Source organism: Wolbachia endosymbiont (group A) of Oxytorus armatus, assembly GCF_964027005.1.
Taxonomy (GTDB): domain Bacteria; phylum Pseudomonadota; class Alphaproteobacteria; order Rickettsiales; family Anaplasmataceae; genus Wolbachia; species Wolbachia pipientis.
Window position 1 is genome coordinate 1320325 of record NZ_OZ034719.1, and the last position, 23964, is coordinate 1344288.

Sequence of the window (23964 nt, forward strand, 5' to 3'; positions counted from 1 at the left end):
ATCACCATCTCATAAAGTGTGATGCAACAAAGCCATCCCAGTGTCTGGGCACTGGGATGACAAGAAGAGAGCACTGGAATGACAGGAGAAGGAGGGCTACTACCGTCATAAAGGAACCAGTGTCAGTTACTCGGATGATACCTTTTTCTACTTAATTTGGGTTATGCAAGAAGTCTATTCGCGGTATAGATTCCGCTAACACGTAGCGGGATGACGGTTGTCGGTAAATCTAAGTCAGTTTAGCTATATGCTTTTAATTCCCCCAAAAGAAGAATTATAGCCTTTCTTATAATAGTCCGAATGCGATAAGATATGTGTTTATGGCTATAGCAGGCCAGTAGCATATTACGGTCTGTTCGGATTATTGTAAAAAGAGCTATAAATATGTGAAGTTCTAGTTGATATGACTTAATGAATGGTTAGTTTAAATTACTAATTTATTTAAGAGATTTTGATAATATTTAACCCACTCGCTTTTCTATTTTCCATATCACGATGTGCTTGAATTATTTCATCAAATTTATATTTTTTATTGATCCGTACAGTTAAAAGTTTTTTTCTTATCATCTCGAAGATTTCCATTGTGGTAAGCACTAATGTGAATCTATCATGCTTATAATGATATATTAAGGTTCCAGTTGCAAATAACGAACGTGAACTAAGTAAAGAAAAACTAATAGGAGCGTTACCTGATATCTGCCCATAGGAAACGTATATGCCGAACCTGCCTAAAGATTCAAAAGAGAGCTTACTTGTAGCGTAACCTATGGGGTCATACACTGCACCTACTCCTCTGTTTTGCGTAATCTCCATAATTTTAGAAACGAAGTCTTTATCATTGTAGTTTATTGCGTATGTGCAGCCACTTTGTAAAGCTATCTTCATTTTTTCATCAGAGCTTACAGAACCTATCACTACACCTTTTTTATCCTTTGCCCATTGGCATATTATTTGTCCTAAGCCACCATTAGCCCCATGAACTAGCACAAAAGCACCAGGCCTAACTTTATAAGATTGATTAACTAAATAGTGAGCTGTCATACCTTTAAACAGCACTGCAGCAGCAACTTCATCAGATATGTTATCTGGAATTTTTATCAGATATTTCTGGTGTATAATGCGCTTTTCACAATATGCCCCTGGAGGAGCTGTGCAATATCCAACTCTATCTCCGACCTTCAACCCATCACTGATTTTTTTACCAAGCTTTTCAATAACTCCCACTGCTTCTACCCCAAGCACTGATGGTAGATCTTTAATTTTGCGCATACCTTTTCTGTGCTCTAAATCATAACGATTTAAGCCGATAGTTGTGTGACGTACTAAAACTTCCTCGCCTTTTGGCTCACCTATGCTCTTATCTACAAATTCTAATACTTCTGGTCCCCCAGTTTTTTTAATTTGTATAGCTCTAACCATGATGAATATTAAGATAAAAACTTTGATTATGTTATCTAACAATTAATATTTTGCAAAGTTATTGTTTTCACAATCAATAGACTTCTTGCGTTACCTCCTGTCATTCCAGTGTCAGCTACTTGGATGACACCCTATTGATTACTGAAATGACACGGTTTGCAAACATTCTGTTACTTAAGCTTAAAGAACGTGTATGATAGTGTTATTTCGCCCAAATCTTTTGTATTACTATCAAGCATTATCTCAGGATCTATATAGAAAGATACGGGCATAGCTGCTTTTTGTTTTGGTAGCAACATTTGTTCTTCAAAACAAAAGCATGCAACTTTATTGAAATACTTACCTGCTTTAAAAGGCGTAACATTATACACCGCCATTCCAAATGAAGGCTGATCAGATAGATTTTTTGCGTAATAAAACGCTAAACTTTGTTCTCCTATGTTTACGTCAACGTAGTTAGTTTCTGATTTAAACTCCCAAGGTAGATCGGACATTATATCAGCATTGAAATGGACCCTGATCTTTTGGTTAGTTATATTTGTTGTTGTGTTAGTTACTTTTCTTATTGTGCCACCATACCCAGTAGCTTTACAAAAAATGCTATATAGAGGCACCGATGCATATGTAAGACATATCATCGATACAACTAAAGATATTAAAAAGAAAACTATAGAATTCTTACTACCTTTCCTTAAAAAGGAAAACATCTAGTCCCTATTATTGAACAAGTTAAGTAACCTGAGTAGATTGAGAAATATGTTAATAAAGTTAAAATAAAGATCAGTTGCACCCAGTATTGCCAATTTAGTAGTAGCGACTTCTGATCCGTCGTTATATTTATAATAAACGTCCTTGATTCTTTGAGCATCATACGCAGTCATTAAGGTAAAGACTATTACTGATATGAACGATATTGCAAAGTAGAGAGGACTACTTCCAAGGAATAAATTTACTATGGATGCTATAATTATCCCCAAGACTCCCATAATCAAGAAAGAGCCCATACTTGTAAGATCTCTTTTTGTGGTATTACCATATAAAGCCATAGAGCCAAACATAATTGATGTAATGAAAAACGCTCTTGCTATATTTTCTGCAGTATAAACTATAAAAATATAAGATAAGGAAAGCCCCATTAACACTGAGAACGAGAAAAATATAGCAACGGCAGACTGAGCACTTAGGTGTTGAATTCTATACCGCATATAGATCACCAATGCAGCTGGAGAGAATATTATCACAAGCGACAGAACAGGATTAGAATGAATTACCTGAAAAAGACCTGAAAACACCGTTAGGAACGCGACAAGCCCTGTAACACCCAAAGCTAAAGCCATGTAGTTATATACTTTAGTTAGGTAACTTCTAAGCCCAGCACTGTAGTAAGCGCCTTGAGAGCGAATATCCTGTTCATTTCTCATATAAGACATAATATAACTCCTTTTATCCATTACTTAACACATTATAATATAAAACCACATTTTTATCAAGTGTTTTTATTATAAACAGCTATGCGCTGGCATTTGTTTTAATATAAATAGAATATAGGCCTATTGCCGCTGCATTTGAAACATTTAAACTGTTAATTGCATTTGACATTGGTATTTTTAAAAGATAATCACAGTTTTCTTTAACTAGTCTTCGTACCCCTTTCTCTTCAGAACCAAAAATAATTACTCTTTTTTTCTCAAAACTCTTTATTTCATCTATATTTTCTTTAGTATTGCAATCAAACCCATAACACCAGTAACCGACCTTTTTTAAATACTGCATAGTTTTTACTATATTTGTAACGTATATTAGCGGGACAATATCTAATGCTCCGCTTGCTGCTTTTGCAATAGATGCATTTTCGCTCGGTGAATGGTTATGTGGTAAAACCAATGCATTGACATTAAAACAAGCTGAAGTTCTTAAAATTGACCCAATATTGTGCGTGTCAGTGACTTGATCTAAAATGACTATAGTAGAGCTATCGTTCGAGCTTTCAGCTATTTCTTCAATGCTTAAGTTATAAAGAATAGGGGCAACATTTAAAGCAATTCCCTGATGGTTAGCACCTTTGGGTAAAACGTCATTAAGTATTTTGCTTTCTACTAATCGAACTTTAATGCCCTTACTGTCTACACATTGCCTAATTTCTTTTTTGTACTCTCTATAGAAATTTTCTGTTGCTAACAGTTCTATACACCGCCTATTTTTATTCTTCAGTGCTGACATGCAGGTGTGCTTTCCATACAGCCAAAAATTCTCATTAGTTTTTGACGATTTCATCGTATTATTGAAAATCGGGTTTTTATAGAATAAGCAACATTTTACTATGTTTAGATATTGTTGTAAAATTATACAATTCGATTAATGCGTTTATGTCGGACGATGAGTTGGATTGGCAAAAAAATGTTAAGCCAATAGAATGTAGAAAAGTTACTTTGAAAGTTGATCATAAAGTAAATATAAAGTCTATGGTTGATAAAGGTACCTCCGACTTACAAGGGAATTTTCTTAATACCAATAATGGTAACTCATCATTTTGTCTTGACTACAACACAAAATCAAAGATTGATAGGGGTAAATATTTTATAAGCGATAAGCTCGATTTGCATGGCTATAATATAGAGGATGCTTACTGTAAATTGATAGATTTTATTATCAAAAATTATCGAGCAGGAAATAGATGTTTATTGGTAATTACGGGATACGGCAGTGCAACAAATAAAACAGACACTATAAAGAATAACTTAAATAAGTGGTTAAATGATACTAAAATCCAGTATATGGTTCTATACTACCAGCAAGCTACGAAAAAACATGGTGGTAAAGGAGCTTTTTATGTTTTATTAAGAAGGCTTAGGTCCTATTAGCTGCTTAAGTTTCCTTTTAAGCCTTAATTTTTCTTGTATAACCATACAGTGTTCGGCAGCGCGTGACGCGCAACTGTACGAACATTGTGATTTGGGTCTACCAGGAAGGATGTCTCCCAGTACCTCTTTTCCCGTCATCCCGCTACGTGTTAGCGGGATCTCATTTCACTTTATGAGGGTGTCATCCGAATAGCTTGACTACTTGGATCCAGATTGGATACTGAGTTGGTGAGTATAAAAGTATAGCTTCTACGTCATACCGCCGCGGTATCTCAGCCGCTAACAAGTAGCGGGGTGACGAGTTACTATACCGCTGCGAACCGTCATACCGCGATTTATTCCATAGCTGTACGAACATTCATTTTTGAAGGTAAACTGCACAGCAAATGGTGTCATTCCAGTGCTTGACACTGGAATCCAGCCGGCTTTGTTGCATCGCTAGCTATGATGGATTAAAGATAAAAAAGGTGGAGAATATCAGTAGCTTATTATTCTGGTATTTATAACAAGAACGGTCAGTGAATACCTAAATTTGAGTAAAAGAAATTTCACTACCACTCACTAATCCGGCTAAAATTCAAGAATTTCAATGCTTTAGCTATTTTCAATAGAATTAAATTTATTAATATAAATAACAAGTTATAGCTCTTTTTACAATAATCCGAACAGACCGTAATATGCTACTGGCCTGCTATAGCCATAAACACATATCTTATCGCATTCGGACTATTATAAGAAAGGCTATACTATTCTTAAATTTGATCAGATTGATTGCAAAAAAAACAAGATTTTCAATAAGTTGCTTATAATCCTAATTATAGTTAGCCTTTCATAAGTAGCGATGCAACAAAGCCATTCCAGCGTCACGCGCTGCCATGTGATATACAAATTTCCTTCGAATTACAACGTACGTGCGCTCTATATGCACTTGATTGACAAATGCTCTCTTATCAAAATCTCAAGAATCTGCACTATATTTAATGCTGCGCCTTTGCGCAGGTTGTCAGCCACTATCCACATATTTAATCCGTGCTCAACAGTATTGTCTCTTCTAATACGCGATACATATACAGCATTCTCCTGTACAACATCAATTTGAGTTATGTATTCACTATCTTCACGCCTGTTGTACACTAAAACTCCACTATCTTCGGCTTCACTTAGCACTTCACGAGCTTGTTCTTCAGTGATATGTTGATCAAATTCCACATTTACTGCCATAGCGTGACCGATAAAGACGGGTACCCTTACACAAGTTGCAGTAACTTTTATATCTTCCTCTAAAATTTTTTTTGTCTCCTCTTGCATTTTCCATTCCTCTTCTGTAGAACCATTTTCCATGAATTCTCCTACATGGGGAATGCAATTGAATGCTATTTGCTTAGAGAATATCTTGGGTTTTTTAGCTTCGTTCATAAAGATTTTTTTTGTCTGGTCATAGAGCTCATCCATTGCTGCTTTGCCTGCACCAGAAGTTGATTGATAAGTTGAAGCAACGATTCTCTTTATTTTTGCTTTTTGGTGTAATAGATGTAGTACTAGCAGCATCTGTATTGTAGTACAGTTTGGATTGGATATTATGTTGTGGTTTTTATATTCCATAATTTTTTCTTTATTAATCTCTGGAATAATGAGTGGCACACCCTCTTTCATTCTAAAATGGGAACTGTTATCTATCACGATGCATCCAGCCTGTGTTGCAATTGGTACATACTCTTCAGAAACATGAGATCCAGCACAGAAAATGGCTACATTAGTTCCAACGAAGTCATAATCCTCAAGGCATAAAACTGTTAACTCTTTGTCACCAAAGCTCACCTTCTTCCCTTCTGATTTTTTCGACGCAAGTGCAATAACGCAATCTATCGCCTCATCTTGAAATTCAGCAAGCGTGCTTAATACCTCACGCCCTACTCTTCCGGTTGCTCCAATAACAGCAATTTTGTATCTCATATAGATGAACCTCTAATTTTAAAGTTCTATTATATTTTTACTGACAAAATTTACAATTGTTTTAATATTTTTACCTTGCAATTAATTGTAATTTAGCTATTATTATGCAATATTAGTAATATTACATAATGAAATGAAAGATGAGTAAGGAATACGATGAAACTAAGGTTAAACCTGCAATGTCTACACCTCAAGGGCCTGAAGGAACCAATGGATCAAAGGCCCAAAGTGTTCTTTCGAATAAAAGAAAGCCTACAATAAATTTTGATGATAAAAAGTATGGTGTAAAAACCTCTAAAATAGACCAACAGTCTCTAAACAAAAGACAAGAATCTTCAAAGCTAAGAGATCTCTTAAGGTCAATACCAATAATAAGGAGATTTTTAGCAAGGATTTTCACACCTGAAAAAATAGAAATCATCAGTAACCCTATATATGACAACATGGAAGCATATAAAAAATCGCAGGAAGATTACCCTAGTAAGATAAAAGATGAAACTAGTATAGATGATGAACACACAAAAGAAGTAGATAGTAAACTTGAGAAGGGTAATGTTGAACAAGTGGACAACAAGAAAAGTCGTAGTTCATAAATATCAATCATTTAAAAATTATCTCTAGTTATAACATTGTATCTGTTCAGATGCATGGCTCATGTACAAATATTGAAACAAAAATTCCAGTGCTCCTTTCTCGTCATCCCAGTGCGTGACACTTGTATCTTTATGATGTGAGGCATTAGAGCTAAAATACCTCACAGGGAGGGTAAAGCTGATGCGACACTAATGCCATTAAGCCAGATTTTTTCCCTCCCATAGAGTTAAAGACTGAACAGTATCTTTTGGAATTATATCCCGTATTACAAGGTTAGTCTAAACTCTCAGTTTATTTATAGTCTTGGAGGCAATTTTATGCAAGTAAATGCTATTTTGGGTGTGGATATTTCAAAAAAGAAATTTGATGTTTGTTTGTTAGTGGACAGTAAAAAACGACACAAAGTCTTTCAAAATAATCAAGATGGTTTTGCAAAACTTGTAGTTTGGTGCAATGGCCATGGAGCAAATCTTACTCATTTATGTCTTGAAGCAACTAGTTGGTATGGAGAAGATTTGGCTACTTTTATGCACGATTTAGGACATAATGTCAGTATAGTAAACCCAGCCCAAATCAAAGCTTTTGGCAAAAGTGAGCTGCTCAGAAATAAGACAGATAAATCAGATGCAGCTATGATAGCTAGATTTTGTATCGCCAACAAACCTGCTCTTTGGAAGCCCATTGCACCTGAAATGAGGCATTTGAGGGAGCTTTACCGTTGCATGCAATCGCTAAAAGATGATAAGGTGCAACAGACAAATCGCTTGGAAAACAAAAATATGCATTCCAGTTGCAAAGAAGCTATATCTAAAGTAATTTTGGCAATAGAGGAGCAAATTATTGTTCTCGAAAAAGAAATTAATGAGCATATAAATAACTATCCACATCTAAAAAATATGGTGGAAAACCTTAAGACTATAAAAGGTATAGGATATCTTACTGCTGTTGCTGTTGTCACAGAAATGCCATCAGTTGATAACTTTGACAATGCTAAACAATTTACAGCTTTTGCTGGTCTAAATCCAGGACATTATCAATCGGGATCGTCAGTAAGTAAGAGAAGTTGCATATGCAAAATAGGATCTGAGCGTATTCGAAAAGCTCTTTATATGCCAGCTATAGTAGTCAAAAACCATAATAATCATTTTCAAAAGTTTTGTCAGCGTCTAGCAAGTAAAGGCAAATGTCCAAAAGTCATAGTTCTTGCGTTAATGCGAAAATTAATGCATGTCTTTTTTGGTATTCTTAAAAATAATCAACCATTTAATTGTAATTTTGTTGGATAATTTGTTTGACAGCAGAGACAGTATCTGGGATCCAGATTGGGCACTAAGTTGGTAAACACGAAAGCGATTAATCCTTTACAACGTTTTTGATGGAACTGCGCGAAAGAACTGGATGCCAGTGGGCTTTGTTGCATCGCTAGCTATGATGGATTAAAGATAAAAAAGGTGGAGAATATCAGTAGCTTATTATTCTGGTATGTATAACAAGAACGGTCAGTGAATACCTAAATTTGAGTAAAAGAAATTTCACTACCACTCACTAATCCGGCTAAAATTCAAGAATTTCAATGCTTTAGCTATTTTCAATAGAATTAAATTTATTAATATAAATAACAAGTTACTATTCTTAAATTTGATCAGATTGATTGCAAAAAAAACAAGATTTTCAATAAGTTGCTTATAATCCTAATTATAGTTAGCCTTTCATAAGTAGCGATGCAACAAAGCCATGCCAGTGTCACGCACTGGCATGACACCCATTTCTTCCTATAGTTGTCTTTTCTCGTCTACCTTATTTTGCCACTCTGCTGAACAGATACATAACATTTGCTATACAGAAACTCTGCGATACCAAAATAAATAAAGAGGTACGCCACTTGCAGTGAATAAGCTTGCGATCAGCAAGGTATTCACAGAAGTTTCAAATATTACCCAGCAGGAAAAGGTTGTTGCTATACTGCCAATTAAAAATTTGTAACAACTCTTTTCTTGCACAATAACTTTGAGAAAAGCAAGACTGCATGCAAGGTAAACAAATAAAAATGAAACTACAGAAAAGTCGATAATTGATGTGATCTGCTTAGCAAAATTGTTGCTTGAAGTGAGGATTAGTAAAGTTGCAGTTCCAACTGAGCTAGTTGTTATGCCCCAGAAAGGAGAACCGTGCTTGTTTCTTTGAGCAAAAAACTGTGGCATCAGTTTATCTTTTGCAAGGCCAAGGGCCACTTGTCCACTAGCTAGTACCCAAGCGTTTAAAGTACCAACACAAAAAATGAACGCAGTTATAGAAATAATCAAGTGCCAATTGCCAGAGGCCATAATTTTTATTGCGTCAACATATGGTGCTCTTGAACTTGCTAAATCATTGCCATTTATTAATCCCATAATTGCAAGATTGTTGATAAAATACACAACAGCAACAGAGATTGTTCCAAGTACCACAGCTCTTGGTATTGTTCTAGCTGGATTATCAACTGACCCTGCAGGTGCTGTTGCCAATTCAACTCCAATAAAACCCCATAGAGTAATAAGTGTAGAACGGGCAAGAATCTGCGATGTTGTAAGATTTGATATTTCTTCACTTATGATGAAGTTATTTCTATCAAAAAAAAACAATGCTGCTATAGGTATTACAAGCAATACAGAAATTTTTATCACCGTCAATAAAAACTCAACACGTCCAGCAGTAGCTACTCCTCTAAAATTTATTAGTGTAATAATTGTAAGTAATAACATCTCTAAAAACAGATGTACGTTTTGAATATCTTCATGGAAAAATGGTGTAAGATAACCAACACCCACAACTATTACGGCTGTTGTGCTAACCCATGAGATCACCCAATACGTCCAACCAACAAAAAAAGCTGCAGCAGGGCCAAAAGCATGCTTTACATAGACGTGAGGGCCACCCGTTTCCGGAAATTTTGCGCAGAGTGAGGCAAAAACTAAAGCAAGAGATATAGCACCAAGCCCTGATATTATCCAGCTTATAAGGCTATACATGCCATATGGAGCAAGGCTGATTGGAAGCATAAAAATTCCAGAGCCAATTTGGCTGCTAATCACTAAGGCAAAAATAGCCCAAAAACCTATTTTATTTGACACAATAATTCTTATCTAAATAGATTAACAATATACCCTAAACTCAGAAATTTCAATTGATCTTTTAACATAAAAACTTGCTTTTTTTTCAATTTATTCCTAAAATAGATTATATTAACAGATTATTAAGAGGGGGTTATGAATCCGAGATTAAAAGCATTTTTGGTTGTTTGTAGTATTATTGCATTTTTGATTGCACTTTTGTTTCTCGTGTATTATTTAAATCTTCTTGTTAACTATATCCTTGACCCGATTCTAGTTCGTCCCTTTGAAAGATTATACAAAAACTTAATTGTTGATGGTCTTTATGCCTATTTATCTACAAGCACTTCTAGCCCTGCACTAGCATTTTTGGCTACAGGTTTTATTGTTATTGCTGCGTTTATTTGCCTGAATAAAATGCTTCTTCCCTTGCAAGAGAAGATCATAAACAACTATACCTCCTTTAAAAACAACAATATTGATAGCAATAGCATGTTGTTTGAGGTTTATAAAGATCCAACAATAAAATTAAAGGACAAAATCTTATTCTTCAGTATACACTTGATATATTACCTACAGCTTCCATTTTTGTATATTGCATCAAAGGTATCAGCTCTACGTGGGTTTCTTATATTTAATTTTGGTTTATTATTGTTAAATTATGCACTGCTAATTCCAGTAGCACTTCTTGAGTTAATAAAACATCCATCAGTAAAACTCTTTTCACCTTTGGGTTTGAATGTAAAGCAGCTAAGCTTTTTGTTTAATGTAAGTGATGTGGGCACTGGTAGTCAAAGTGTTCATACTAGAAGTTTTGAGGAAAGTGTCATAAACTGCGCTGAAGAACTAAAACAGAAATTTGGAACTCAACCAAATGTACTCAATAAAGAGTTTGAAGACTACATAAATAATTCAGATGAGCTTACAACTGAGCAAAAAGAGCAATTAAAACTTTATCTTAACTTTAATGGTTCCAATGAAGCAGCTTGGCAAGAATCAAAAACTGGACTAACTCTCACACAAGCTGCAAACTTAGTTTCAACTGCTGCTAAGAATCAAAAATCAGATGTGAATTCACTATTACTAATGAATTTAAAGGATGGACTTGGTTTATGTACTCTGGGAATGTTCGATCGTATTATTTATTCGCTTAGTTGTCTTGAAGCGAAAAATAATTTCTTGGTTCAAATAAATGGAGCAGTGAACGTATTAACACCTAAATTTACTGAAAGATTTTTAAAAGAATATTGCAATTATAAAAAATTAAAAATTTTGGTAGACAAGTTTGAAGATTTTTACTCCGAAGATTATGCGGATAAAAATAATATAAGCGATGAGGTGAAGAGCAACATTAACCAATCAATAATAGAAATAAGAGAATTTGTCTTTAAAGAGCTTTACATAAAATTTTACGAAGAGTATGGAAAAAGTATTCAAAGAGGTGCCATAAAGCAAAAATTAAGGGAATTAGTTACAGATGATAGTATAAAGGAAGCAGTGTATTATTCAATGTATAATATAGAAATCCCTGCAGAACCACCTACTTATCTTGAAAGAGTAAAAGCATTTTTTGGAGGTCATGCAAGGTCTCCTGCTGCTTAGTGGTGGGCTCATGTCATGGTAGAAAATTTTGACTTTAGCTAAAAAAATTACTTCCGCATACTTGAAACCTCATTATAATGACAATTAGAGATGTTTCTCGAGCTCAAAATTTGTCTCCGTCTGCAGACTTTTCATTTAAATTTCAGTTAAAAATGTGGCGTATCTTCTTCAGTGTATGTGGGTGCACACGCATACTTAATCTCTGCCCAATGTGCGTTGCATTTTTTCTGAATCTTGTTCATATGGGGGATTCTATGCCTAAAATTCCAGACACTTGACTTTAGCTAAAAACCATCTGGCGCCTATGGTTTTTTATAGTTTTGTCCTCCCTTTTCTGAATGGCTTGCAAGCTGCTATCTCTACAAAAACTATATTTTTCTTCAGAAGAGAGTTATATTGTAACTATGGACAAAATAATCATAAAAAAATTTGGTGGGACTTCGCTAACTGATTTAAACCGAGTTGCAAATTTGATAAAAAACGATATTGAGAAAGGTTGTAATGTAATCGTTGTTGTATCTGCTGTTGCAGGATTTACTGACCAAATGGTTTTTCAGGCTAGGCAAATCTCAAATTTAAGTTACAGACAAGAGTTATCAGAGTATGACGTTATGCTTTCAGCAGGAGAACAAATCTCTTGCGGTCTCTTAGCTATCACTCTCCAATCGATTGGAGTTAATGCTAAATCGTGGCTTGCTTGGCAGTTACCAATTGTAACTGATGATTTTTATTCTGAGTCTAAAATAAAAACAATAAAGATTGACCGTGTGAAAAGATCTTTTGCTGAGGGTTATACTGCTGCGATCATCGCTGGTTTTCAGGGTATAAATGATGATAGAATCACTACTTTTGGAAGAGGAGGCTCTGATATATCAGCAGTTGCCTTCGCGGTAGCCTTTGGTGTTAGAACTTGCAAAATTTTTACTGATATTGATGGAATATATACAGCAGACCCGAGAATTGTTCCAAAGGCACGCAAGCTCAAATTTATCTCTTACGATGAAATGTTGGAAATGTCGTCATCTGGTGCTAAAATATTGCATAATCGTTCAGTACAACTTGCAATGAAACATGACATTAAAGTGCAAGTGCTATCCACTTTTAAGGAAGTAGAAGGCACCACAGTGCTACACAAAAGGGAGGTACTAGAGAGATACTTAATTACTGGAATAGCTTATAGCACTAATGAAGCTCTTGTAACTTTCACTAACCTTGCAAATAACTTGCGCACTTTAAGAGACATAGCAGGAGCAAACGTTAAAATTGATATGATACATGGGTCAAGTTTTGTTATCTCTAAATTTGATATTGATTTAATGGAAAAGTTACTGAATAAGAATGAAAATTATGCTATAAACGATAATGTAGCTAAAATTTCAATAATTGGTATTGGTGTTATGTCTAACACTGAAGTGATGCACCGCACACTCAAGGTTTTAAGCGAAAAAAAGATAGAAATACTTGCTATCACAACATCTGAAATCAAAATCAGTATAATTGTTCAAAAAGAATGCGCTGTAGCTTTAGTCAAAGATTTACATACTGAGTATGAGCTTGATATGCAGCACTAGGATAGGCTTGACGTCCAGTTGTCTAAGAGTATGTCTTGAAAAGGAATGAGGAAAAAAATATGATAGTGTAAGTAAAAAATAGGAGGGAAAATTGTATCCAAGTGATATAAGTGATAAGGAATGGGAAATTTTGGAGCCACATGTTGCACAAGGAAAGATAGGGAGGCCAAGAAAGCACAATATCAGAACAATTATTAATGCAATAAGGTATATAATGAGAGGTGGTTGTCAATGGAGAATGCTGCCGAAAGATTTTCCTCCATGGAAGACGGTGTATGACTATTTTCTCAGGTGACGTAGTAATGGCAAATTGGAAAAAATACATAATATGCTAGTAAAAGAGGTAAGAAAAATGTTTGGTAAAAATGAAACACCTTCAGTAGGAATAATTGACAGTCAATCAGTAAAAACCACTCAAAAAGGGGATCCAGAGGATATGATGCTGAAAAAAAATAAAGGGTAGAAAACGTCATATTGTTGTAGATACAGTGGGCTTAATTATTGCGGCTGATGTTCATAGTGCAAGTGTTCAAGATCGTGATGGTGCTCTAAATCTTTTCACTCAAGCTAAATACAAGGCTCCAACTTTACGTAAGTTTTTTGCTGATCAAGGATACATAGCAAAACCGCTGTTTATTGGAGACAGGATACGATTACCAAGAAAGCTGTTGATGTTACAGGATTTTTCGACAATCTGGACCACAATTTAGCACTGCAGGCTATCAAGAAGCACACAGACTGCAAATGGGTCATACTGTATGTTGAAAGGTGGATGAAATCCCCTATTCAGCAAGCAGATGGCAGTAAGGTAGTTAGGGAAAAAAGGAGTTCCGCAAGGAGGTTCAATAAGCCCAATCATTTCAAACATATTTATGCACCATGCATTTGATATATGGATGAAACAAAATCACCCAACAGTACCATTTGAAAGATATGTGGATGATGCGATAGTGCACTGCAGAACTAAAAGACAGGCAGAATTTATGCGAGCAGCAATTGAAGAAAGATTGGCACAATGTAAGCTAAAATTGCAACCTGATACCAATGCCATTCCAAAACTCCATCATTATACTGCCTTAGTATAACCTTCTCACTTCTATTGTCTATTTGTTTGTTATGTAATAGAAATTGGTATGAGATTGAAGAATTAAGTGTGAACGGTTACAGAATTTTTGCCAGGAGAAACATATAGTTAAAGTAATTCAGATTTGTAAGATATGTTTATCTGCAATTATAGCTTCAACAGTAGGCAATGTTGCTTTTAATTACCTCAACATTTTCTCTTGGCAATTCTTTAATGAACCGAGAAGTGCGCATCGGTTGCCACTGGTTGTTAATTTCCCTCCTATCTGCACATGAAATGATTAACCTTTCTTTGGCTCTGGTTATGCCAACATATGCGAGTCTCCTTTCTTCTTCTAAAGCTTTACCACTTTTGTCATCAAAAGATCTTTGATGAGGAAATAATCCCTCTTCCCAACCAGGTAGAAACACGCACGGGAATTCAAGTCCTTTGGCTGCATGAAGAGTCATAACATATACGGTGTCATCGTTATTCATATTATCCACTTCCATCACCAGACTTATATGCTCCAAGAAAGTTGTGGCATTATCGAAATTTTTTAAAGATGAGATGAGCTCTTTAACATTTTCTATTCGTGCTAAGCCTGTTACCTCCTCATTTTCAAGCATTTCAATATATCCTGATTGGTTTGCTACGATTTTAACGAATTCATGCAGTGGTTTTACGCTTACTATTTCTTCCCAAGCTTTAATTTTATTTAAAAAATCGTTGAGTGAGAGTTTAATTCTTTCGGTTACCTGATTACTATTAACTAATATTTTTGCTGCCTCAAAAAAAGAAATTTTGTTATCCTGAGCAGTCGTGTATATTTTCTTTAGAGTTGTAGCTCCTATGCTTCTTTTTGGCCGATTTACTATCCTTTCGAAAGCTAAGTCATCGTTATTGTTTGTAACAAGTCTTAAATATGCAATTATATCCCTGACTTCCTGACGTTCGTAGAATTTTACGCCACTTATAATCTTGTAGGGAATTGAATATTTTATAAAATACTCTTCCAGAACTCTAGTTTGAAAAGTGGCCCTTACCAGCACTGCAATGTCACTAAATCTGTATTTATTGAGCTTTAATATCTGTTCGCTTATGAACCTTGCTTCAGCTTTCCCATCCCATAATTTTATTAGATTTACCTTTTCCCCTTCAATGTTTGTTGTCCACAATTTTTTTTCTAAGCGAGTCTTATTGTGATTGATAACATATGACGCAGTTGCAAGTATGTGGGATGTTGACCTGTAGTTACACTCTAGTTTAACGGTTTTTGCATTTTTAAAATCATCAGAAAACTTCAAAATATTTTCAACTTCTGCACCACGCCAACTATATATCGACTGGTCATCATCTCCTACACAGCAAATATTTGAGTGCTCTTTTGCAAGGTATTTTAGCCAAAGATATTGTATCGCATTTGTATCTTGATATTCATCTACCATAACATATTTAAACTTGTTTTGGTAGTAGGACAGAACTTCGGTCTTTTGATTAAAGAGCTGTATGTTATATAGCAATAAGTCACCAAAATCGACAGAATTAAGGAATTTCAACCTTTCCTGATACTGGTGATAGACTTTGAGTGCAGTTACATATACTGGCCTAAATGATTGAATATCTTCCACTTCAGATGGCAATAAGCACTTCTCTTTCCATTGCTGAATAATATTCATAATGGTCTTACATTTTTCTGATAGGTAATCAGGATTTATTTCATTGATAATATTTTTTATTACCTGTAATTGTTCATCCACACCAATGATTGTAAAATTGGGGTTTAAGCCCACAATTTCTGCGTGCAGGCGCAAGATTTTTGCTGCAATTGCATGGAAAGTGCCAAGCCATGGTATGTTTGTGCCCGTTAGCTCAAGTACCCTTGATACCATCTCATTTGCTGCTTTATTTGTAAATGTAACTGCTAATATCTCATCAGAATAAGCGTGACCGTTTCTAATTATGTGTGCTATTCTTGAAGTAATCGTTCTTGTTTTTCCCGTCCCGGCTCCTGCCAGTATCAAAACTGGTCCATCTATGTTAGTTACAGCTGATTGTTGTTCTGGATTTAGCAGTGAGAGATAATCGTTCATCGTAGCCCTATAGATTATAACTTCGTAAAGTTAAACCTATGATTGAAATATTGTAAAGGTTTTATTGAATAGAACAGTTAAAGAATGCTTCACTCAAGTACTACATATTTAAACGTAGGTTTTACATCTATTTTGTTTTAGTAGTTTCAGGTGTATGTCGAGTAACAACAACTTGATTTGAGGTATTGGCACCAGAACTTCTGCTTGTTGGGTGGATAAGTGGAGTTTGGAATGGCTTATATGTACGGTTTAGTTCCTTCATTTCTATTTCTTCAACTTCAACAAGGGGTTTTTCTTTTGGGGTATAGCGATTATGCGTTGCAGGTCGTTCAGTGAGATTTTCATATGTTTCTTTCAACCAAGTTCCGATATCATACATAAATCCATACGCTTTTTCTTTAAATTCTCTCAATGATCTACTGAAACTTGCTAGTGTGTTATTAAAGTAAATTGTCATATAGTCTCTTGTGGTGTATTGATAACTTTCTCCATCTAGTCTGCTACTTTGTGCGTTAGAACTATTGTTGCTTTTAAAATAACCAAATATGTTGTACATTTTGAGCCGCCATTAATTACTAACATACACATATTATATATTGATAAATTAAGGATTTAGTGTATTGATTAAGCACTTAGAAAGCGCTCTGTATAATAATTTAAAATGGAGCTGGAGCTTTGTAGTACAATGTTTTCAAACGTTTAATATAATATTGACTTTACAACGATAGTCACTTTAAATTAGTAACTATTGTTGCAGTTAAAGTATCAATGCCTTTTTTCTTTTATTTTTTTGCAATTCTTAGCATTTTATCTGCTGTATGCGTAATTAGTGTAAGAAATCCTGTGCATGCAGTATTATTTTTAATTTTCACCTTCGTTAACTCTGCAGTGCTTTTTATTCTCCTTGGAGCTGAATTCATTGCTATGATGGTGCTGATAGTATACATCGGTGCGGTTGCGGTGTTGTTCCTCTTTGTAGTTATGATGCTCGATATTGACTACATAAGGTTGCGCCAGGGTTTTGCAAAGCATTGCACTCTTGGTGCTATGTTGTGTGTTGTGTTTTTTCTAGTCATCAGCTTTGTAATCCGCAGCTCAGCACCGAATATAAGCAATGTTATAAACTATAATACCAATAATGTGAAAGCTATTGGTAATTTGCTGTATACCGACTACATGTACGCTTTTCATCTTTCTGGTATTCTGCTGCTTGTTGCAATTGTCGGTGCAATTGCTCTTACTTTGCAGGACAAGAAAAAAGGAGTTAAAAAACAGAATGTATTAAAGCAATTGACACAATCTTCATCTGTAAAATTGATTAAGGCTAAATTTGGAAAAGGAGTAGAATGGAAATAGGATTAAATCACTTTTTGATAGTTGCTGCTGTTTTGTTCACTATTGGAGTGTGCGGTATTTTCATCAACCGTAAGAGCATAATCAATATATTGTTATCAATAGAAATATTATTGCTGGCAATTAATATCAACTTAGTTGCTTTTTCTGCCTTTATGAATGATATAGTTGGGCAAATTTTTGTGATGTTTGTGTTGACTGTTGCGGCAGCAGAGTCAGGAGTTGGGCTTGCAATATTGGTTGTATATTATAGAAGCCGTGGCAATATAGATGTTGAACAAGCAAATTTAATGAAAGAATGAAAGTATGATGGATATACTGAAATTAATAGTATTTTTGCCACTTTTTGGTTCGCTATTTGCAGCACTCTTTAGAAAAAGTCAGTTAGTTACAACGGCAGGGATTGGAATATCTGCAGTTTTATCTTGGTATGTTTTTCTCACCTTCTCTGAAAATTATCACTTGAGTTTATTTCCTTTGTTTTCATTGAGCATCTTAAAAGTAAATTGGGCAATTAGTGTGGATGCTCTCTCATCCTTAATGCTTATTGTTATTACCACCGTTTCACTGGTAGTACATCTCTACTCTATCGGTTATATGGAGCATGATAAGGGGAAGTCGAGGTTTTTTTCTTACCTATCGCTATTTACGTTTTGCATGATTGTGCTGGTTGTAAGCGATAATTTCGTGCAGCTTTTTTTTGGCTGGGAAGGGGTTGGCCTATGTTCTTATTTACTCATAGGATTTTGGTTCCAAAAATATTCTGCAAATAATGCAGCAATTAAAGCATTTGTTGTGAATAGGGTAGGAGACTTTGCACTATTGATTGGAATCTTTCTTATTTATTATACATTTCACTCTTTGAATTTTACTGAAGTTTTTGACACAACTGATCTTCTTGGCACGCAGAACATTAGGGCATTCTGCTGTGAATTCAAAGTAACTCATATAATATGCATATTACTTTTTATTGGCTGTATGGGTAAATCTGCACAGCTTGGTTTACATGTTTGGTTGCCAGATGCAATGGAAGGGCCAACTCCTGTTTCTGCACTTATTCACGCAGCAACGATGGTAACAGCAGGTATATTTTTAGTAGCAAAGTGTTCTCCATTGTTTGAGTTATCAAATGTGGCACGAGAATTAATAGTTATCGTTGGAGCACTCACTGCTTTTTTTGCAGCCACCGTTGCAATTACTCAGAACGATATAAAGAAAATAATTGCTTATTCAACCTGCAGTCAACTTGGTTATATGTTCATGGCATGTGGGCTTTCTGCTTACAATGTTGCTATTTTTCATTTAATGACACACGCTTTTTTTAAAGCTCTACTATTTCTTGGTGCTGGCAATGTGATTCATGCAATGCATCATGAGCAAAACATTCAGAAAATGGGAAATTGCTGGAAGAAAATCCCTTGCACTTACGCTCTCATGTGGATTGGATCTCTTGCGCTTTCTGGGATATTCCCATTTGCAGGTTTTTATTCAAAGGATTTGATAATTGAACATGCTTATAGCACGGATAGCTTTGCTTTTGTAATAAGCTTAGTTGTTGCATTCTTCACAGCGTTTTACTCTTGGAGGTTATTGCTTCTTGTGTTCCACAGCCAAAAACAAAGTAAAATTAATATACATGAGGCACCAAAGATTATGCTTATACCATTACTGACACTCGCTTTTGGATCAGTATTTTCTGGAATATGGGGAGCAAATATTTTGAACATAACTAGTAATGCGTTTTGGAAATCAAGTTTAGTGATGATTGATGAGCATGGAGTTCATAATTTCTTTATAAAACTACTGCCAACCTTAGCAAGCCTAAGTGGAATAGCACTTGCGTACCTAATTTACCAATATCAAGTAATTAGGCAAATTAAGAGTAAATTTTTACTTAAGTTTTTGCAGAATAAATGGTACTTTGATGAGGTGTATGAGTTTGTTATAATTGCACCGATAAGGTTTATATCTAGGCTTCTATGGAAGTTTGATGTTAAGGCTATTGATTCATTTGGACCAAATGGTGTTGTAAGGTTGGTTAATGAATGTTCAAAAAGTTCTATAAAGTTACAAACTGGTTATATATTTGATTATGCATTTATTATGTTTGTTACTCTAATAATCGGTGCTTTATATATTATTGGAATTAAATAGAAGGTGTTGTTACTTAGTATATTCTTGCTTCCACTGATAGGAGCGTTGATTTTATCCTTAATCAGGATTAATCATCAATCTATACACTTAAGATTCCTTGCTCTATTTTTTGCTGTACTTCCATTTTTGCTTAGCATTGTATCTTGTATAGAATTTGATTATAACAATGCGGACTTTCAGTTTGTCAGCTACCCAATTAGAAATGTTGGAATAGGGATAGATGGTATATCGTTGCTTTTCCTTCTGCTTACAACTTTCTTGTTTGTAATTTGTATACTCTACAACTGCAAAATGAGTTATACGACCCTAAAAGCCTATATGGCATTGTTTCTACTGCTTGAGAGTTTTGTAGTCGGTTTTTTCGTTTCACTGAATGCTATAAGCTTTTATGTGTTTTTTGAAGCTGTTTTAATACCAATGTTCTTTATTATTGGCATCTGGGGAGGAAAACACAGGGTATATGCAACGTTTAAGTTGTTTCTTTATACATTAACTGGCTCATTATTATTTCTACTTGGATTGGTTTACATCTATAACATTTTTGGAACATTTAATATACAAAAATTAGCTACATTAGTGCCAAGCCTTGATCTTGAAGTGCAGTCATTGCTGTGGATTGCATTTTTTATTTCTTTTGCAATAAAAGTACCGATGTTTCCATTTCACACTTGGCTTCCTGATGCGCATGTACAATCACCAACTTCTGGATCTGTGATTTTAGCTGGCTTGCTTATTAAAATGGGAGGATATGGATTTTTAAGGTTTTCTATTCCAATGCTTCCTCAGGCAAGTTTATATTTTTCAAATTTCGTTGTTGTGCTGAGCATTATTGCGGTGATATATGCTTCGCTAGTTGCGTTTGCTCAAGATGATATAAAGAAGTTAATAGCTTATTCTTCAATAGCACATATGGGGATCGTTACTGCTGGCCTCTTTTCATTTTGTGAGGAAGGAGTACTGGGTAGCATATTTCAAATGATTAGTCATGGCCTTATTTCTGCTGCTTTATTTTTGTGTGTTGGAATGCTATATACTCGAACTGGAACTTTGGAGATTGCAAAATATTTTGGCATAGTAAACACAATGCCAAAATTTGGTTTTATGTTCATTTTATTTTCAATGGCTTCAATAGGGCTACCTGGAACATCTGGATTCATAGGTGAGTTTTTGGCTATGGTTGGAATGTTTAAGAGCATAGGGTTTTTTACAGGATTTATCGCACTTGGCACTATTTTAAGCGCAGTTTATATGCTGAATTTATGTAAGCAAATAATATGGGGGGTTAGCTATTCTAAATTATTAAATAACCGCTTGGATAGCATAGAATTTTCTGTCTTAATTCTGCTTGCAGTGTTTGTTATTTTGCTTGGATTCTACCCAACCCTTGCACTGAATTATTTGAAGCCATGTATGGCAAATTTGTTAGTCAAATATAATGCGCTATGAATTATATACAGATATTGCCGGAAACGTTCTCTATTATCTCCTCGTTAGTGTTGCTACTGCTTGGAATTATATTTAACCGCCGAACTATCAACTTATTAGCACTTGGCTGCACAGTGGTAACTTTGATTATTTTAATTATTTCGGCAGAAAACAATGAAATTTTTCTCTTTAATTCGTTGTTAAAACTCAATTTATACATCAGGTCAGCCCAAGGGTTAATTCTCAGCACAGGAATTTTAATACTTTTGATGCTGAATTTATCAAAATATGACTATAAATATGAATTTTCAATACTGATTCTTTTTGCGCTATTTGGCATGATAACTTTGGTTTCAGCAAATAGTCTGATTTCTTTTTATTTAGCTTTTGAGTTGATGAGTATATCTTTGTATGTTCTTGCGAGCTTTAATAAAGATTCAGCTTATTCATGTGAAGCAGGAGTGAAATATTTTACACTTAGTGCACTATCTTCCTGCATTATGCTATATGGAATGTCGCTGCTTTATGGATATACAGGACAAGTCAATTTCTCTGAGCTCGGTTCATTCTTGCAAAGCCATCAGATAACTTATGGAATAGTTTTTGGGTTAGTTTTTATCCTTATTGGTTTGTGTTTCAAGCTTGCTATTGCTCCTTTTCATATGTGGGCTCCAGATGTCTATCAAGGTGCACCTACCATAGTAACTGCGTTTTTTTCTACGGCCCCAAAAGCTGCACTTGTAACATTTTTAATTCGATTGATGAATGAAGAGTTAGTAAATGTAAAAAGTTATGTTCAGCCTATTTTCTTATACGTTTCAGCATTGTCTGTGCTTATCTCAGCTTTTGGGGCTTTGCGTCAGCAAAACTTAAAAAGGCTGCTTGCTTACAGTTCAATTGGTCACATTGGTTTTATATTTGCTTCACTTTCTATTTTTACACAAGCAGGAACAGATAGTGCCTTAATGTATCTGGTGATATATATCATCACAAGCATAGGGCTATTCTCATATCTCGTACAAATTGACGATGACGATTGTGATATTGCAAACTTGTCTGGTATAGGGAAGAAACGCCCAATTGTAGCATTTCATCTTTCTGTGCTGTTACTCTCGATGTCGGGAATACCTCCACTTGCGGGTTTTATCGCTAAATTTTTTATATTCAAAAGTTTAATAAATTCTGGCTTTATCACCCTGTCTTTGATCCTTGTAATGGCAAGTGTTATATCGTGTTACTATTATCTAAATATTATAAAAGCTATGTATTTCGATAAAGCTAGTGGTAATAAGGTTACTTATTCTAAGGGTCTATTCATTATCACTTCGGTGGCTTCACTGATTAACCTCGTTCTTTTCTTGTACGTTTTACTCACTCATTGAACTAAAGGGCTGACAAGGTGATCCCTGAGGGTTTTCATATTCATCATTACAAAGAAGTTTTAAGCACTAATGGAAAAGCACTGGACTTAATTAACAGAGGAATATCAAATGAAACTGTTATTATTGCCGATAAACAAACAGAAGGCAGGGGGCGCACCGGAAAAAGTTGGGTTTCTCCAGAAGGTAATTTCTATGCGAGTTTGGTGATAAACCTCTTTAACGATTATCTGAATGAAAGCCAGCTTTCGGTGTCATTCCAGTGCGTGACGCTGGAATCTAGGAATCAAGAAGCATGGATCCCAGTGTCAAGCACTGGGATGACATCGGATGGTACTGGGATAACAGTAGGCTTAACGAGTCAAGTTAAAGACATCAGCAAATTAACAGAATTGACTTTTGTGACTGCTCTTGTTGTAGGGAATACTTTACTGTCATTTATGGATGATAGTAACATTCAATATAAATGGCCAAATGATGTCCTAGTTGATAGTAAAAAAATCAGTGGAATATTGCTTGAAAAAAGATCCAATTCGAATTGGCTTATTGTAGGAATTGGAATTAATGTCAATCATGCACCACTTCCAGGAACAACGTGCATTAGCAATTATGGTGAGTCTGTGTCTAACATGGATTTGTTAAAGGAATTAATAATAAATTTTAATAAACTAAGAAAGCAATGGCTATTTGATGGGTTTTATGCTATAAGAGAAATGTGGTTAAAAAAAGCATTCAAAATGAATGAGCAAATCAGTGTAAAGTTAGCTGACAAATTGTATGAAGGAATTTTTGCTGATATAGATAAAAGTGGTAAATTGGTGTTGCAGCAAAAGGATGGAAGCTTAATTTATTTTGATGCAGGTGAGTTATTTATTAACGATATATTATGAACACGTATGTGATTTTTGCTTACCTTATTAGTCTTACATTGATTACCGGAGAACTGATCCTTACCATTTCTTGCTATATTAAAAGTAAAAAAATTCTAGAAAGCCTGAAAGATAATAATGAAGAAGAAACATAAGCGATTACTTATAACTTCAGGAATTTTCTGCTTTTTAAGTTGTGCAGTTTTTTTTATTTTAACAACGCTCAAAGAAAATATCTCATTTTTCTATACAGTAAGTGAGGCAATAGTTTTACCAAATAATCAAAAGCCAATCCGTGTTGGTGGAATGGTTGTTGAAAATAGCGTGATACGAAGCGAAAGCGAAGTAGTTTTTCAAATGACAGATTTTAACAAAAGCGTTGTAGTGAAATACCAGGGAATACTTCCTCCAATGTTTTCAGAAAAAAGTGGTGTTGTTGTACAAGGTAAAATGTTTGATAATAGTACTTTTCTTGCAGATACAGTGTTTGCAAAACATGATGAGAACTATATGCCGAAAGTTTTAAAATAGATTTCCTA

The 23964-nt window shown here is 34.9% G+C and carries 24 protein-coding genes; 16 read left to right on the plus strand and 8 right to left on the minus strand.

Annotation, left to right across the window (positions count from 1 at the left end):
* Nucleotides 1-441: 441 nt before the first annotated feature.
* From AAGD79_RS06510 to rlmB, 4 genes are all read right to left on the minus strand, one after another.
* Nucleotides 442-1419, minus strand: a complete 978-nt coding sequence (locus tag AAGD79_RS06510; protein WP_265044106.1) for a quinone oxidoreductase family protein — start codon at nucleotides 1417-1419, stop codon at nucleotides 442-444.
* 170 nt (nucleotides 1420-1589) lie between these two features.
* A complete protein-coding gene (locus tag AAGD79_RS06515; RefSeq protein WP_265043286.1) occupies nucleotides 1590-2126 on the minus strand; it encodes a cytochrome c oxidase assembly protein in 537 nt (178 codons plus the stop codon).
* Complete coding sequence (locus AAGD79_RS06520) at nucleotides 2127-2849, minus strand: Bax inhibitor-1/YccA family protein (RefSeq protein WP_341811338.1); 723 nt, start codon at nucleotides 2847-2849, stop codon at nucleotides 2127-2129. It abuts the gene before it with no gap.
* A gap of 79 nt (nucleotides 2850-2928) precedes the next feature.
* Entirely contained in the window at nucleotides 2929-3693 is a 765-nt protein-coding gene (gene rlmB, locus AAGD79_RS06525; RefSeq protein ID WP_341811339.1) for a 23S rRNA (guanosine(2251)-2'-O)-methyltransferase RlmB, read from the minus strand.
* A 92-nt stretch (nucleotides 3694-3785) separates the two neighbouring features.
* Between rlmB and AAGD79_RS06530 the strand changes: the two genes are divergently transcribed.
* Together AAGD79_RS06530 and AAGD79_RS06535 are read left to right on the plus strand one after the other, a co-directional pair.
* Nucleotides 3786-4280 (plus strand): Smr/MutS family protein, encoded by a 495-nt coding sequence (locus tag AAGD79_RS06530; protein ID WP_341811340.1) that lies wholly within the window; start codon nucleotides 3786-3788, stop codon nucleotides 4278-4280.
* Nucleotides 4281-4957: 677 nt separating this feature from the next.
* Nucleotides 4958-5089: a hypothetical protein gene (locus tag AAGD79_RS06535; RefSeq protein WP_341811341.1), complete on the plus strand. Its 132-nt coding sequence runs from the start codon at nucleotides 4958-4960 to the stop codon at nucleotides 5087-5089.
* 109 nt (nucleotides 5090-5198) lie between these two features.
* Here AAGD79_RS06535 and AAGD79_RS06540 read toward each other — a convergent pair whose 3' ends face one another.
* Entirely contained in the window at nucleotides 5199-6233 is a 1035-nt protein-coding gene (locus tag AAGD79_RS06540) for an aspartate-semialdehyde dehydrogenase (RefSeq protein WP_010962945.1), read from the minus strand.
* A gap of 140 nt (nucleotides 6234-6373) precedes the next feature.
* Here AAGD79_RS06540 and AAGD79_RS06545 point away from each other — a divergent pair, with 140 nt between their 5' ends.
* On the plus strand, nucleotides 6374-6826 hold the full coding sequence (locus AAGD79_RS06545; protein WP_015589289.1) for a hypothetical protein: 453 nt from the start codon (nucleotides 6374-6376) through the stop codon (nucleotides 6824-6826).
* A gap of 318 nt (nucleotides 6827-7144) precedes the next feature.
* Nucleotides 7145-8113 (plus strand): IS110 family transposase, encoded by a 969-nt coding sequence (locus tag AAGD79_RS06550; protein WP_341811342.1) that lies wholly within the window; start codon nucleotides 7145-7147, stop codon nucleotides 8111-8113.
* A gap of 549 nt (nucleotides 8114-8662) precedes the next feature.
* Here AAGD79_RS06550 and AAGD79_RS06555 read toward each other — a convergent pair.
* Nucleotides 8663-9937 carry an APC family permease gene (locus AAGD79_RS06555; protein ID WP_341811343.1) on the minus strand — a complete coding sequence of 425 codons (1275 nt, stop codon included), beginning with the start codon at nucleotides 9935-9937 and terminating at the stop codon, nucleotides 8663-8665.
* A 135-nt stretch (nucleotides 9938-10072) separates the two neighbouring features.
* On the opposite strand from AAGD79_RS06555, the gene AAGD79_RS06560 reads away from it, so the two are divergent.
* The 5 genes from AAGD79_RS06560 to AAGD79_RS06575 all read left to right on the plus strand — a co-directional run bounded on the left by AAGD79_RS06560 (nucleotide 10073) and on the right by AAGD79_RS06575 (nucleotide 14174).
* The gene (locus tag AAGD79_RS06560; protein WP_341811344.1) at nucleotides 10073-11518 is read left to right on the plus strand and encodes a hypothetical protein; all 1446 of its coding nucleotides are present in this window, start codon (nucleotides 10073-10075) and stop codon (nucleotides 11516-11518) included.
* 404 nt (nucleotides 11519-11922) lie between these two features.
* A complete protein-coding gene (locus tag AAGD79_RS06565) occupies nucleotides 11923-13089 on the plus strand; it encodes an aspartate kinase (protein ID WP_265043274.1) in 1167 nt (388 codons plus the stop codon).
* Nucleotides 13090-13180: 91 nt separating this feature from the next.
* Nucleotides 13181-13384, plus strand: a complete 204-nt coding sequence (locus AAGD79_RS06570; protein WP_007549940.1) for an IS5 family transposase — start codon at nucleotides 13181-13183, stop codon at nucleotides 13382-13384.
* 193 nt (nucleotides 13385-13577) lie between these two features.
* Nucleotides 13578-13799 (plus strand): hypothetical protein, encoded by a 222-nt coding sequence (locus AAGD79_RS07045; RefSeq protein ID WP_022626388.1) that lies wholly within the window; start codon nucleotides 13578-13580, stop codon nucleotides 13797-13799.
* Nucleotides 13800-13961: 162 nt separating this feature from the next.
* Nucleotides 13962-14174, plus strand: coding sequence for a hypothetical protein (locus AAGD79_RS06575; RefSeq protein WP_065094389.1), 213 nt, complete (start codon nucleotides 13962-13964; stop codon nucleotides 14172-14174).
* Nucleotides 14175-14328: 154 nt separating this feature from the next.
* On the opposite strand, the gene AAGD79_RS06580 is transcribed toward AAGD79_RS06575, so the two are convergent.
* Together AAGD79_RS06580 and AAGD79_RS06585 are read right to left on the minus strand one after the other, a co-directional pair.
* Entirely contained in the window at nucleotides 14329-16245 is a 1917-nt protein-coding gene (locus tag AAGD79_RS06580) for an ATP-dependent helicase (protein ID WP_341811345.1), read from the minus strand.
* Nucleotides 16246-16372: 127 nt separating this feature from the next.
* Nucleotides 16373-16801, minus strand: a complete 429-nt coding sequence (locus AAGD79_RS06585; RefSeq protein WP_010082321.1) for a hypothetical protein — start codon at nucleotides 16799-16801, stop codon at nucleotides 16373-16375.
* A 212-nt stretch (nucleotides 16802-17013) separates the two neighbouring features.
* Between AAGD79_RS06585 and AAGD79_RS06590 the strand changes: the two genes are divergently transcribed.
* From AAGD79_RS06590 to ccmE, 7 genes are all read left to right on the plus strand, one after another.
* Complete coding sequence (locus tag AAGD79_RS06590; protein ID WP_065094386.1) at nucleotides 17014-17601, plus strand: NADH-quinone oxidoreductase subunit J; 588 nt, start codon at nucleotides 17014-17016, stop codon at nucleotides 17599-17601.
* Complete coding sequence (gene nuoK, locus AAGD79_RS06595; RefSeq protein WP_006012916.1) at nucleotides 17592-17900, plus strand: NADH-quinone oxidoreductase subunit NuoK; 309 nt, start codon at nucleotides 17592-17594, stop codon at nucleotides 17898-17900. The genes AAGD79_RS06590 and nuoK overlap by 10 nt, the downstream gene beginning before the upstream one ends.
* Before the next feature lie 4 nt (nucleotides 17901-17904).
* Nucleotides 17905-19752 (plus strand): NADH-quinone oxidoreductase subunit L, encoded by a 1848-nt coding sequence (gene nuoL, locus AAGD79_RS06600; protein ID WP_341811346.1) that lies wholly within the window; start codon nucleotides 17905-17907, stop codon nucleotides 19750-19752.
* 3 nt (nucleotides 19753-19755) lie between these two features.
* Nucleotides 19756-21198: an NADH-quinone oxidoreductase subunit M gene (locus AAGD79_RS06605; RefSeq protein WP_341811347.1), complete on the plus strand. Its 1443-nt coding sequence runs from the start codon at nucleotides 19756-19758 to the stop codon at nucleotides 21196-21198.
* The gene (locus tag AAGD79_RS06610; protein ID WP_341811348.1) at nucleotides 21195-22559 is read left to right on the plus strand and encodes an NADH-quinone oxidoreductase subunit N; all 1365 of its coding nucleotides are present in this window, start codon (nucleotides 21195-21197) and stop codon (nucleotides 22557-22559) included. The genes AAGD79_RS06605 and AAGD79_RS06610 overlap by 4 nt, the downstream gene beginning before the upstream one ends.
* A 17-nt stretch (nucleotides 22560-22576) precedes the next feature.
* Nucleotides 22577-23446: a biotin--[acetyl-CoA-carboxylase] ligase gene (locus tag AAGD79_RS06615; protein ID WP_341811349.1), complete on the plus strand. Its 870-nt coding sequence runs from the start codon at nucleotides 22577-22579 to the stop codon at nucleotides 23444-23446.
* A gap of 117 nt (nucleotides 23447-23563) precedes the next feature.
* Complete coding sequence (gene ccmE, locus AAGD79_RS06620) at nucleotides 23564-23956, plus strand: cytochrome c maturation protein CcmE (RefSeq protein WP_264702474.1); 393 nt, start codon at nucleotides 23564-23566, stop codon at nucleotides 23954-23956.
* Nucleotides 23957-23964: the final 8 nt, after the last annotated feature.